The 12,974-nt window shown below is 65.2% G+C and carries 9 protein-coding genes and 1 pseudogene; 1 reads left to right on the top strand and 9 read right to left on the bottom strand.

The genetic code is table 11. The features are described 5' to 3' along the window. Window positions 1-115: 115 nt before the first annotated feature. The 4 genes from guaD to xdhA form a co-directional block, all read right to left on the bottom strand. Window positions 116-1,438, bottom strand: a complete 1,323-nt coding sequence (guaD, locus tag DU505_RS22010) for a guanine deaminase (protein WP_114481111.1) — start codon at window positions 1,436-1,438, stop codon at window positions 116-118. A gap of 176 nt (window positions 1,439-1,614) precedes the next feature. Continuing rightward, a complete protein-coding gene (gene xdhC, locus DU505_RS22005) occupies window positions 1,615-2,478 on the bottom strand; it encodes a xanthine dehydrogenase accessory protein XdhC (RefSeq protein WP_114481110.1) in 864 nt (287 codons plus the stop codon). Continuing rightward, window positions 2,478-4,952, bottom strand: coding sequence for a xanthine dehydrogenase molybdopterin binding subunit (gene xdhB, locus DU505_RS22000; protein WP_114481109.1), 2,475 nt, complete (start codon window positions 4,950-4,952; stop codon window positions 2,478-2,480). The genes xdhC and xdhB overlap by 1 nt, the downstream gene beginning before the upstream one ends. Then, entirely contained in the window at window positions 4,936-6,402 is a 1,467-nt protein-coding gene (xdhA, locus tag DU505_RS21995; protein WP_114481108.1) for a xanthine dehydrogenase small subunit, read from the bottom strand. Before xdhA ends, xdhB begins: the two co-directional genes overlap by 17 nt. Before the next feature lie 316 nt (window positions 6,403-6,718). Between xdhA and DU505_RS21990 the strand changes: the two genes are divergently transcribed. Beyond that, complete coding sequence (locus DU505_RS21990; protein WP_114481107.1) at window positions 6,719-7,402, top strand: TetR/AcrR family transcriptional regulator; 684 nt, start codon at window positions 6,719-6,721, stop codon at window positions 7,400-7,402. Here the strand turns inward: DU505_RS21990 and DU505_RS21985 are convergent. From DU505_RS21985 to DU505_RS21965, 5 genes and pseudogenes are all read right to left on the bottom strand, one after another. Beyond that, complete coding sequence (locus DU505_RS21985; RefSeq protein WP_114481106.1) at window positions 7,374-7,706, bottom strand: hypothetical protein; 333 nt, start codon at window positions 7,704-7,706, stop codon at window positions 7,374-7,376. The genes DU505_RS21990 and DU505_RS21985 overlap by 29 nt on opposite strands. A 22-nt stretch (window positions 7,707-7,728) precedes the next feature. Continuing rightward, window positions 7,729-8,706, bottom strand: coding sequence for a tetratricopeptide repeat protein (locus DU505_RS21980; protein WP_114481105.1), 978 nt, complete (start codon window positions 8,704-8,706; stop codon window positions 7,729-7,731). Then, a complete protein-coding gene (locus tag DU505_RS21975; RefSeq protein ID WP_114481104.1) occupies window positions 8,703-11,840 on the bottom strand; it encodes a hypothetical protein in 3,138 nt (1,045 codons plus the stop codon). Before DU505_RS21975 ends, DU505_RS21980 begins: the two co-directional genes overlap by 4 nt. Continuing rightward, window positions 11,837-12,676, bottom strand: a complete 840-nt coding sequence (locus tag DU505_RS21970; RefSeq protein WP_114481103.1) for a DUF4123 domain-containing protein — start codon at window positions 12,674-12,676, stop codon at window positions 11,837-11,839. Before DU505_RS21970 ends, DU505_RS21975 begins: the two co-directional genes overlap by 4 nt. After that, window positions 12,661-12,974 (bottom strand): annotated as a pseudogene (locus DU505_RS21965) (DUF2345 domain-containing protein); the annotation flags it as partial. The pseudogene DU505_RS21965 and the gene DU505_RS21970, both read right to left, overlap by 16 nt.

The following is a 12,974-nucleotide window of genomic DNA, read 5'->3' as shown; positions in this document are numbered from 1 at the left end:
GGGGCGGCGATGCGTAAGCTGGTCCACATAGCTTACGGGGTCCTCAAGACGCAAACCGAATACCGGCCACAAACCGCCTGATGGGATGTTTGTGGCCGGTTAGGAGAGATGGTATCTAGGCCTGCTCACGCCTATGTTGGCAGCGTCCACCCGCCCAGGTCTCCAGTATGCTGCGGTCGTCACCCAGCATCATCAGTGCGAAGAGTCGCTCGCCGAGGGTGCGGCAGCGGGCATGGCGCCTGGCCAGCAGCGGTGTGGCATCCGGGTCGAGCACCACAAAGTCGGCCTCCATGCCGTTTGCCAGGCGGCCGATGTTGTCATCCAGCGAGAGGGCCTTGGCGTTGCCCAGGGTGAGGCCGTAGAGGCCTTGCCAGGCGGTCAGCGGCTGGCCGCGTAGCTGGCCGACCTGATAGGCGGCCTTGAGGGTCGCCAGGCCGGAGAGGTCGGTGCCGCCGCCGACATCGCTGGCATAGGTGACGTTGAGCCCGACGTCGGATGCTGCCAGGCGGTCGAACAGGCCGCTGCCCAGGAACAGGTTGGAACTGGGGCAGAAGGCCAGGTTGGCGCCGCGGTCAGCGAGACGCTGGCGCATCTCCTGATCGAGGTGAATGCCATGGGCGAAGGTGCTGCGCGGACCGACCAGGCCGGACTGCTCGTAGACCTCGAGGTAGTCGCGGCTCTCCGGGAACAGCTCGGCGACCCAGTCCAGCTCCCCGGTGTTCTCGGAAAGGTGGGTCTGCAGCCACAGGCTGGGGTCGTTGCGCATCATGCCGCCGGTAGCGTCCAGTTGCTCCCGGGTCGAGGTGGGGGCAAAGCGGGGCGTCAGGCTGTAGCCGAGCCGGCGCGTTCCGTGCCAGTCGCTGATCAGCCGCTCGGCGTCGCGCACGCCGCCTACGACGTCATCGCAGAGCGCTTCGGGGGCGTGGCGATTCATGTGTACCTTGCCGGCCAGCATGCGCAGGTCGCGCTTGCTGGAGGCAGTGAAGAAGGCGTCCACCGAGTCGGGGTGGCTGGAGCAGAACACCTGGGCGGTGGTGGTGCCGACCCGAAGCATCTCGTCGAGAAAGGCATTGGAGAGCGCCAGTGCATGATCGTACTGGGCGAAGCGACACTCCTCGGGGAAGGTGTAGTCGTTGAGCCAGTCGAGCAGCTGACGCCCGTAGGAGGCCATGATCTCGAGCTGCACGTAATGCACGTGGCTATCGATGAAGCCGGGCATCAGTAGCTTGCCGCGATGGTCGATCACCTCGATGCCCGGCGGCAGGTCCGCTTCGAGGCGTGCAAATTCATCGATGGCGTGAATGCGGCCATCCTCGATCCACAGGGCGCCGTCCTCGATATGGCGAACACTGCCCTCGGCGGGGGTGTCGCCCTCGCCGGGGTCGGCATCGAAGCTCAGCAGTTCGGCGCGTATTACGCGCGAGTCGTTTGTCGTCATGATAGGGGCTCGTTCGTTTCTGCTATCGGGCTGATCCGGCGGCAAACCTGCGAGGAGGCGCTGTGAATCCTTCCCTGGACGCTACATTCTTCATCCCTGAAGAATGACCTCCTCTTCGGCCTGCCCCCGGCGCCCTTCGTCATCGTTGGGCGGTTGTCATTGGGTATTGAGCATGGCTATGAAGCGTTCTGGCCAAACAGAGCACGCACTTCAGCCGGATCGAGGCCGCGTTGGTCGGCGCGTTCGGCGTTGCCCACCAGGGGGAGCAGCTCGGCCAGGGTCGCCAGCGCAATGGCGTAGGGCGTCTTGTCGCCGCCGGTGCCACCGGAAGCCGTGCCGATGGGGCAGCGCACGCTGCCCAAGGCTGCCTCGTCGTGCCCCGCGTCGGTGAGCCGCGAGCGGAAGCTCGCCCACTTGCTCTTGGAACCGATCAGGCCGATGGACGCCATGTCGCCGCGCTGCAGCAGGGCGTCGATCAGCTCGCGATCCTCGGCGTGATCGTGGGTCAGCACCAGCGTGTGGCTGCCAGCCGGCAGGGCGGCCACGGCGGCCCGCGGATCAGTCGCGTGGCGACAGTCCAGGCGCGGCTGCGCCTCGGCCCAGTCGGGGAAGACGCCGTCGCGGCTGTCGTGCCATAGCACACGCCAGGGCAGCGGGGCGGCCAGGCGCACCAGCTCGGTGCCGACATGGCCGGCGCCGAAGATGGCCAGCGTCGCCGCGCTGCCGGGGAAGATCTCCAGCAGCACGTTGACGAAGCCGCCGCAACACTGTCCGCTGCGGCCGCCCAGGGCGAAGGCCTCCAGGCTCATGCCGCTCTCTCCGCATGCCAGTTTTTCCCGGGCCGCGTCGATCACCTGGAACTCGAAGGTGCCGCCGCCGAGGGTGTCATGCACGGCATCCTCGGCGATCACCATGCGCGCGCCGGGTTCACGCGGGGTCGACCCGGCGCTGGTCACCACGGTGGCCAGCGCATGGGGGAGGCCGTCCCGTTGCAAGCGGTGCAGGGCCTCATGCCAGGCTTGCGGGCGCGACGCGCTCATCACACGCCACCCTTTTTCAGCGGCCAGGCATCATATTTAGCCCGCAGGGTCTCGGCGGCCATCAGTACCCGTTCCGGCGTGGCCGGCGTGTCGAGGCGCGGTGCCTCGGCGTAGTCGGCCAGGCTCGCCAGGGCGTCACGCAGCGCCGACCACACCGCCATGCCGAGCATGAAGGGTGGCTCGCCCACCGCCTTGGAACGATAGATGCTGGCCATGGAGTTGGGGTGCCCCTCCATCAGCTTGACGTTGAACACCGGCGGCAGGTCGCCGTAGGTGGGGATCTTGTAGGTGGCAGGGCCATCGGAGATCAGCCGGCCGGCTTCGTTCCACTTCAGCTCCTCGCTGGTCAGCCAACCCATGCCCTGGATGAAGCCGCCTTCCACCTGGCCGAGGTCGATGGCCGGGTTCAGCGAATCGCCCACGTCGTGGAGGATATCGACCCGGTCGACCTGGTACTCTCCGGTGAGGGTATCCACGCTGACCTCCGCCACGGCGGCGCCGAAGGCGTAGTAGTAGAAGGGGCGGCCCTGGCCGACGTTACGGTCGTAGTGGATCAGCGGCGTGGCGTAGAAACCCTTCTCGGAGAGCGAGATGCGGTTGAGGTAGGCCGCCTGGACCAGCTCGCCCCAGGGAATGCGCTGCTCGCTCTCGCCGTGACCAGCGATGAGATGGCCGGCTTCCAGGCGCATGTCTTCCCGGTCGAGGCCCTGATCCGGGTAGAGATGCTCGTGGGCGAAGTCGAACAGGCGCTCCTTGAGTTTCACGCAGGCGTCACGAGCGGCCTGGCCGTTGAGGTCGGCGCCGCTTGAGGCCGCCGTGGGCGAGGTGTTGGGTACCTTGTCGGTACGCGTGGCGCTGATACGAACCTCGTTGGTATCGAGGCCCAGCTCCCGGGCGGCCACCTGACAGATCTTGGTATGCAGCCCCTGGCCCATCTCGGTGCCGCCGTGGTTGATCATCACGCTACCGTCGGTATAGACGTGGAGCAGCGCGCCGGCCTGGTTGAGGTGCTTGGCGGTAAAGGAGATGCCGAACTTCACCGGCGTCAGCGCCAGGCCTTTCTTGACGATGGGGCTGTCGGCGTTGAACTCGGTGATGGCCCGGCGCCGCGTCCAGTAGTCGCTGCTGGTCTCGAGTTGTTCGACCAGCGCCTTGAGCAGGGCGATCTGGTCCACATGCTGGCCGTAGTGGGTGGTCTGGCGGTCGGGGCGGTAGAAGTTGCGCTTGCGCACCGTCAGCGGGTCCTCGCCGATGCGCCGGGCGATATCGTCCATGGCCGCTTCGATCACCATCATGCCCTGGGGGCCACCGAAGCCGCGAAAGGCGGTATTGGAGGCGGTATGGGTGCGGGCGCGGTGGCCGGTCACCCGGGCATCGCCCAGCGAATAGGCGTTGTCGCTGTGGAACATGGCACGGTCGACGATGGCGTCGGAGAGGTCGGGCGAGTAGCCACAGTCGCCGATCACGGTGATCTCGCCGCCAAGGATCACGCCCTTCTCGTCGACGCCGAGCCGGTAGCGGTTATGGAAGGGGTGTCGCTTGCCGGTGGCGCGCATATCCTCGGCCCGGGGCAGGCGCACGCGGGCGGTGCGCCCGGTGCGGCGGGCGATCAGTGCGGCAATGCAGGCCCAGGGCGAGGCCTGGGTCTCCTTGCCGCCGAAGCCGCCGCCCATGCGTCGCACTTCCACCGTCACGGCATGGAATGGAATCCCCAGCACCTCGGCCACCAGCTTCTGGGTCTCGCTGGGGTGCTGGTTGGAGGTGAACACCACCACGCCCTCGTCCTCGGTGGGCTGCACCAGGCACGCCTGGCCTTCCAGGTAGAAATGCTCCTGGCCGCCGACGAACTGCTCGTCCTCTACGACCAGGGCGGCGTCTTTCAATGCATGCTCCCAGTCACCGCTCTGTTGAACGTGGGTGGGGCGCACGAACTCTTCCCGCTCGGCGGCGGCCACCGGGTCGAGGCAGGCAGGCTGCTCGTCGATCTCCACCACGGCTGCCTGAACGGCTTCACGCGCAGCGCGATGGCTCTCGGCGGCCACGGCGAAGATGACCTGGCCGACGTAGCTGATCTCTTCCTCGACGAAGATGGGGTCGCCCGGGAACACCGGGCCGATATCGGTGTGGCCGGGCACATCGCCGACGGCGATGACATCCACGACGCCGGGCATGGCGCGGACCTTGTCCAGGTCGAGGCGAGTCAAGCGGCCGTGGGCGACGGGAGAGAGACTCATGGCCACATGCAGGGTGTCGGCCGGGGCGCTCAAATCGTCGATGTAGGCCGCCCGGCCGGTAACATGCTTGACCGCGCTCTCGTGGGCCTGGGCGTGCGGGTGAGCGTTGGTATAAGGAACCGTGTCGCGGGCCAGGGGACCGTCGCCCTTGATGCGCCCATCGAGCTCGTGGCGCGCCGCCGCGGAGTCGGCGCTCACGTCGGCGGTGGCTTCTTGGTTCAGCTTAGTGAGCGTACGCATGGAGCAACACCTCCCGAGGGCTGTCTGTGGCGTCCTGGGCAATGACCAGGCGCAGGCGTTCGAGCAGGTTGGCGGCAGAGACCTGGCGATAGTGGGCACTGCCACGCACATCCGACATGGGCTGGAAGTCCTGGCGCAGCGCCAGCCGTGCCTCCTGGAAGGCCGCGGATGAGGGTGCCTTGCCCTCGAGCGCCCCTTCGGCCCGGGCCGAACGCTTGGGAATGGCGGCCATGCCGCCAAAGGCCAGGCGCACGTCGCGCATCACGCCGTTCTCCATGCGCCAGGCGAAGGCGCCGAGCACGGCGGAAATATCGTCCTCACGCCGTTTGGACAGTTTCCATACCTTGAGCGTTTCCCCCGCGATGGGGTGGGGCAGGAAGATGGCGCGGATGGCCTCGCCCTCGCGCAGGGCGGTGCGCTTGTAGTCGAGGAAGAAGTCGTCCAGCGGCAACTCGCGCTCACCCTCGGGGCCAACCAGGCGCAGGCGCGAACCCAGCGCCAGCAGTACCGGCGGGGTGTCGCCGATGGGCGAGGCGTTGGCCACGTTGCCGCCCAGGGTGCCCCGGTTGCGAATCTGGGAAGAGCCCAGTCGATGCAGCAGGTGGGCGAAGGCGTCAAAATGCTCTTCGAGCAGCGGCTCGATACGGGCATAGGTCACCGCAGCGCCGATCCACCAGCCCTTGCGGCCATCTTCGAGGGTGGTTTCCTCGATGACGTTCAATTCGGCGACGCGAGTGACATCGATCAGCCGCTCGAAGCGTACCAGGCGCTGGGTGCTCTCCAGCCACAGGTCGGTGGCCCCGGCAACGAGCCGCGCCTCGGGGTGTTGCTTCAGGCACTCGGTCAATTCGGCGAGCGTGGTGGGCTGGGCAAAGGGATTTTCATCAGCGGCGTGCTGGGCTTTCGGCTCAGGAGCGGCGGCGTCAATCCACAGCGGGCGATGCTCCGGGTGCTCGTTCATGGTCAGCGCGGCGTCGCGGATCGGGCGGTAGCCGGTACAGCGACAGAGATTGCCTCCCAGGGCGGCCTCGAGGCGCTGCGGCGTCAGCGGAGCCAGGGCCCTGTCGGCCTGCCGGCGCTGCTCCTCGTGAAGGGTGAACAGCGACATGACGATGCCCGGGGTGCAGAAGCCGCACTGGCTGCCATGGCACTCGACCATGGCGGCTTGGGCGGGATGGAGGTTGTCGCCATCGGCGAGGCCATCCACGGTGACCAGATGGCGTCCATTCAACTGATGGGCCGGGGTGATGCAGGCATTGGCACTATGGTAGCGCAGCTCGCCGTCGGGGCCTTTTTCGCTAATGGCGACGGTGCAGGCACCGCAGTCACCGGAGGCGCAACCCTCCTTGGTACCCGTGGCCCCAAGGGTTTCTCGCAGCAATTCAAGCACGCTGGTTTCGGGTGTCGCCTCGCAGTGGCGTGGCTGCCCGTTGAGCAGGAAGTCGATCATCGCCGTGTCTCTTGTTGAGTCGCTTGTTGACCTTGATGAGGGTGTGGTTACTGCAATATTTGACCAAATGGTCAGGATGATTTCAGCATGGGCCAGAATGTCGCACTTTGCAAGTCTGGAAGAGGGCTTTTGCTGCCAGTGCAGCTGCGGTGAAGGCAGGCGAGAGATGGGACGGGCAAGGAGTGACTGGGTAAGGAGTGAAGAGCGGAGCGCGGAAAAGCGGTATCCTGCCCGTGAGTGGAGCAGGTTTGCAGGAAGCCCCGGGGTGGGGCACTCTTTTCGCTTTACTGAACACAACAAGGGCAGGGGCCTTGCGATGTCAGAACTGCCAACTATAGAAAAAGGGAACCGCTCCCGCGGCGGTGCCGATGGTAACGGTGCCACCCGTGAGCGTAACGAACGCGAGATCCTGGCGGCGGCCGAGCGGGTCTTCGCCCAGTACGGCTATCGCGGTGCCAGCGTGCAGGCCATTGCTGAAGAAGCGGGGCTGCCCAAGTCCAACGTGCTCTACTACATGGGCAACAAGCGCGGCCTCTACGTACGCCTGCTCGAACGGATGATGGCGCGCTGGAACGCCTTGCTCGACGATATCAGCGTGGAGGACGACCCGGCCGAGGTGCTGGAAGCCTTCATCCGCAGCAAGATGCAGCTGTCTCGCCGCCACCCCGAAGGCTCCCGGCTGTTTGCCGCCGAAATCCTCGGTGGGGCACCGTTCCTTCAGAGCTACCTGCGAGGTGAGTTGCGTCAGTGGGTGCAGGCCAGGGCGAAGATCTTCGAGCAGTGGGAAGAGCGCGGCCTGATGGACCCGGTCGACCCGGTATGGCTGATCTTCCTGATCTGGTCGGCCACCCAGCACTACGCCGACTTCGAGGCCCAGGTGCTGGGCATTACCGGCAAGGATGAGATATCCGATGCCGATGTGGAGCGGATCACCCGCTTCCTGACCCAGGTGATTCTCAAGGGGTGTGGGGTCAGGCCTCCTTCGGCAACGCCAGGCTGATCGCCACCGTGGCTGCAAGCATGGCGCTCGAGACCCACAGTGTGGCGTAGGGTTCGACGTGCTCGGCGGCACGCCGGTACCATTCCAAAGCCTCGCGGGTCATGCCCATATGACGCAGCCGGTGGATTTCGCCGAGGTAGTACATAGCCTCCGCATCGCCGGCCTCGGCGGCGGGTTCCAGATAGGGCGGCGCCTGGCTCCGAAGATGAGCGTTATAGAGGCGCATGCCTTCGTCCTTGGCGGCCTGGGTCTCGGCATCCAGCGCCCAGCCGCTGATCGGGCTAAGTAGTAACGCAGCCAGCACTCCATACCGATACGCTGCATCGTCAAAACCCGAACCGGGGCGGAAACTGGGATAGCGGTGGCTCTTTGGCTAGCCACTCCTCGGCCAGGACCTCGGCTTCCTCGCGCTGCGCGTCGGTAAGCAATTCGCCTCGGGTCTTCAGCACCCATTCCGCTGAATCATTACTCGTTTCCTCGACCATAGCGAACAGAATCGCCCATCCTTTCACTACATCCTGCTCGACTTGGCATCTTTCTTCCGTATTCGGCTCCAGATAGCACCATCCGATGCTCAGGCGAGCATCTAGAACGCCTTCTTCAGAGGCCTCAACTATCCACTCCCAGGCCTCCTCATGACGCTCCTGCTGGCTTAGCAGAGCCGAGAGGCGGTTCATGGCTGGGGGGTAGCCCCCTTCGGCCGCCTGGCGATACCAGCCTTCGGCTGACCCTCGTCGCTGTTCCTCATCGGGGTAATCGCCATAGCCGTCATGGATCAGGTGCCCCATCCGATACTGGGATTCCACATGACCGGCCTCACTGGCACGCTCGAGCCAACTGACGGTTTTCTCCGGCTGGCCGAATGAATTGTAAATATCGAACAGCACGCCCATGGCAGCGGAATCCCCCGCCTCCGCTAGTGGCAGAGTCGCCTCCAGGGCCGCCTGACGCCAGTCGTCGCCGCTCTCGGGGCAGACATTGCCCAGGCGACAGGCGCCTCCCTGGTGCAACCGCAGCATGGCGTAGGGCTCGCCGTGCTCGGCGGCACGCCGGTACCATTCCAGGGCCTCGCGGGTCATGCCCATATGACGCAGTCGGTGAATCTCACCGAGATAGTACATGGCCTCCGCATCGCCGGCCTCGGCGGCGGGTTCAAGATAGGGCGGAGCCTGGCTCCGAAGATGGGCGTTATAGAGACGCAGGCCCTCGTTCTTAGCGGCCTGCGTCTCGACATCCAGAGCCCAGCCGCTGGCCGGGCTAAGCAGCAGGGCGGTGAAAGCCAATGCTTTAAAAGCAATGATCATTGGGGTTCCTCGTAGATCACGCGCATGCCTCCCTGCCCATCAGGCAGATATTCACAATACGTGTCGGCATGTCGGCCCAAACTATTGGCGGCAGCAAGATACTTCTCTCTCGTGGTTCTTGATTGACCACCAGGTAAGCCTGGACTCTCCATAAACCGATCCAACAAATAGCGATTGCGGCAATAGCCGAGTCCGCGCACTTCATGGGTGCGTTTGCCGTGACGATCGAGCCGTATCAGGGCCTGCTCGAACAGCAGGCTTCCCGGATTAGGGCCGGACGCCGGGCGAACAGGGCCGTAGACGCCGCCAAGCACGCCCTCGTGAATCCAGCCCACGCAGTTGGCGATGGCCATCTGCTGCAGGTCGCGCGCCTGGGGTTCGCTAAAGCTTGTCTGCATCCCCAGGCCTCCAAGGGCACTGTCCGCCAAACTGATCTCGAACGCTCTTGGAGGGCTGCTGAGTAGCCAGAGCAGCGCGCCCAGGGCCTCGGGGGTCAGCTGCTGAACCCAGGCACGCAGTTGGCGTTCTTCCTGGCCATCACGGGAGGTCAGCACATAGGCGATCTGACCCGCACGATCCGTCTCCGTCAACTCCTCCCGCAGTTGCCGCAGCCAGGCGCGCCCCTTCGCCAGCAGGAGCCCGGTGTTCAATAGCGTCAGGGTCAGGACATAGCCCAGGTTGCTGAATTCCTCGAAGGCTTCTTCGTCCAGCCAGTCCAGGTGTTCGTAGCCGTTGGCTGCCAGGTCACGATGCAGCATGGTGAGCCACAGGTCCAGATGGCGGTTATCGAGTTCCATGCTCAGGCTGCCACCCGCACCGGGGCCGAAGAATAGCGCTGCCTTGGCACGCAGCACGAACTTGCCGTTGTGGATGCCAAGCTGGTAGTCGAGTTCGAAGCCTTTGCCCTTGCCGCCTTCGAGGCTTCCCTTGACCATGCCCAGGCTGCGCCACTCTTGCAGTTGCCTCAGTTGGTTACGCCTGGTGAAGGCGTCCATCGCCTGATGCATCGGTGCGCGCATCGCGATGTCCTCTGGCGGCTCCCAGCGCAGCTCGCAGCGGCTCTCCAGCCCACCGCGCACTCCGGCGAAGGCCTTGATGTTGGTACCGATTCCCAGCCGCGATACGTGATCGTCAGCGACGACATTCAGTTCACGGTCAATTGACAGTCCGACCTTACCGGTGAGAGCCAGGCTGGCGCCAGCGAATCCCTTGGCCACCGTTTCCAGGCGCAAGGCGTAGCGGCCCAGGCTGCGCTCCTCGTTGTCGCGAGCCGGTAATCTCACCGAGACGGGTGGGGCCTCGTCGGCTTTGGGGAGTTCCAACACGCCCAGGCTCACCTCGCCACGTGCCAGATGGTAGGTCCCCTTCAGCTCCCACTCCTGTCGTAAAGGCCCATCGCTGGCGTCGGCGTTGACGTCGAACCGATGGGTTTCCAGCTCACCCTCGAGCGGCTCGGCTAGCCGCAGGGGGCCGGAAAACGCCACGGGAATTTCATCCTTCAACTCCCCTTGAGTCATGCCCACCATACGCAACATTTGCGCTTGGGCACTGGCGTCAAACAGCCGCAGGGTGTCTTTGGACGGCCCGGTAAACAGGATTCGCTCCAGCGTCTCGCCCCAGCCCGCGCGGACCGCTTCGTCCGCCAGGCTGGCGATTTCGTAGTCCTCAGCGTCCAGGTCGGCGAAGAAACGCTCAGGCTGAAACAGTCCCAGGTCGTTGTCGTGCCACTCGCCACGCCAGTCGACGGGTTGGCAGCCCTTGAGGGTCAGCCAATGACTCAGGGCTTGCTCCGGTGCCTCCCATAACGTTTCCGGCAGTACTCCGTCGACCACCAACAGCGGGGCCACGGCGTTGCGTTCGGCAGTGGCCATACGGTCCATCAGCACATGCAAGCTGACATGGCTCAGTGAGCGCTCGCCTCCCGCTGCGCTGTATTCACGCAGCGGCCAGTCGTTACGCACCAGCACATCCAGTTGGCGTTTCTCATAGCCGAACGCGTTGCGCTCGTCCGCCAGATCGGCCTGCCAGAACAGTACGCGGTGCGGACGCATGGTTTCCGTCGCGTGCTTGGCCCGCTCATGCAAGTCATCGAGTTCTTCGGTCATGCGCTGGTAGCGGTCGCGCTCGTCGCTGAACAGGAACAGAGGCAAAGCGGTATGACCGCCGGTGCTGGCCTGCCACTCCTGAAGCTTGGTTTCCACCTCGGCGAGCAGCTCGGCTTGTTCACGCAGCACGTCATTGTAGCGATCGAAGTCACTAATACCGCCCCTCACCGTGGGAGCGGCTGGGGAGGGAGAGGCCAGGGCGTATTCAGGTGTGGCGAACCCCAATGCGGCAAGGTCGAGAATGCTTTCCAGATAGTTGCCATACAGGGTGCCGCTACGCAGCTCCTCCATGGTGAACATGTCGGCCAACTGGCACTCGGCGCTGGCAGCATTCGGCGTTTGCGTTTTGCAGCGCTGGATGAAGCCTTGATACTCGACCAAGGCTTCCTGCAAGGTACGCAGCGGCGCCATTTCGGCTTCATCCGCACTGGGTGGCATGACCCGAGGACGCCGAACGGCGTCACGTCTCGCCTGGCGATAACGCTCCAGTGCTTGCTGGATCTCCTCTTCCCAGGGCCCATAAAACCTGTCGCCGGCAATTTCGTAGCCAGCACTTCGGGCGATGCGCTTCCCTTCCTGATAGAGCCGCTGTTGCTCCTGAATGATGGCCGCCATTTCGTAGCCGCCGGTCATTCGCTGCCCCATTGGGGTCTCCGGGCCCCGAGAGCGGGCCGGCACGTCTTCCAACTGCCGACTGAGTCGTTGGTACTTCTCACGATCCGCCTCGGTGAGAAAGCTGACTGGCGACGCGGGCAGGAAACACTCCATGATCCCGGCTTGTTCGGACAGGATGGCGTTGCGCTGGTCCGGATCTTCGAGGCTAGCCCACTGGTGAAGCTCATGGGCGGCCTCGTGAAGAAGCTCAGCGGCGTCTTTGGTCAACAGCCAGAAGCGGCCGGTTCCGACCAGATAGAGGATATCCACCCACTCCGACGCCTGACATACGTGCTGGCTCTCGCCGGCGATGGAGCCGCCTGCGGTCGTCGAGGGCGTGAATGGTGGCCATTGGGTGGTGTTGTCCTGAGTCATGCGGACGCCTCCAGTGCGTCGACTTTCTTCCAGGCCGGCATGGCCGCTTGAAGGAGCTCCATGGTGGTCGCCTGAGCCCACCAGTTCGTCTCGGGATTCTGCTCTTGCTGCACTCTAGGCAGCAGGCGCTGGAGATGATGGGCCTGGTTGATACCCGCCGCCTCGAGCCGCCCAAGCCGCACCAGCCATTCCGGTGGCAGTGCCGGAAGCGGCGTATCGGTCGCGCTGCTCAGCCACCAGGCGCGTGGGCTCTCCTTGAGGGCCTGTTCCAGCTCGTGGGTCAGTGGCGGCCTCTCGGTGTCGTCAACGGTTTTGGCAGGCTGCCACGCCTGCCAGTGCGGCAGCGGCGTAGGCGTGATGACCTGTCCCAGCGGCCCGAAGAGCTGGGCGTAGGCGGTGTCGTTGCTGGTGGCGAGCAGGGCCGTCCAGGCGGTTGGGTCCTGCACGTTGACCAGCGACTGGCCGCCGTGTGGGTCGTCGAGCACGAATAGGCGGCGCAGGTGATCGGCCAAGTCATCGAGGCGGGCGTTCTGCGCCGGCTGAAAGGCCCAGCCGCAGCGCTGCTCTTGGCATAGCGCGGCGGCGGCCTGCCAGGCTTGGCTGCCGAGCTTGAGTTCCACCAGCCAGGGGCTCGCTTCGATGAGCGGGGCCAGGGGCGTGCCGGCGAACAGGGTCAGGAAGTCGTGCCAGCCGGGCTGCCCCACCAGCGCGGCGCAGCGCTCTGGGGCACGGCGCTGATCGAGTACCAGGTAGACGGGGCGCTGGGCGGCGAAGCAGCCTGACAAGGCCTCGACTCGCTGGCTGCGCTCGCCGATACGGGTCAGCCAGCCAGACATGGGCAATCCCCTCGGCTGCAGGTGGTTTCGGTCAGTTTGCCGCACAGCGGCATCAGCGTGGCTTCGGAGAGCTGATAGTCCTTGAGCTTCGGCAACGCGGTGGGCGGTATCCCCTCATGCACCTCCGGCACCGCCCGCCCCGGCAGCAGCGGCGTCTCGGCGGCCTGGCCGGAGCCGGAGCCGGGGCTGCCACCGGCGTTGATCTTGACGTTGGGGCCGGCCAGGGTCACGCCGCCGCCGTCGAGCTTGAGGAAGCTGCCGCCGGCGTTCAGCGTCAGTTCGCTGCCGGCTTCGAGCA

The sequence above is a fragment of the Billgrantia montanilacus genome, from assembly GCF_003336675.1.
GTDB lineage: Bacteria > Pseudomonadota > Gammaproteobacteria > Pseudomonadales > Halomonadaceae > Halomonas > Halomonas montanilacus.
The sequence above is the reverse complement of the archived record's forward strand: the minus strand, read 5'-3'. Positions and strand labels throughout refer to the sequence as shown.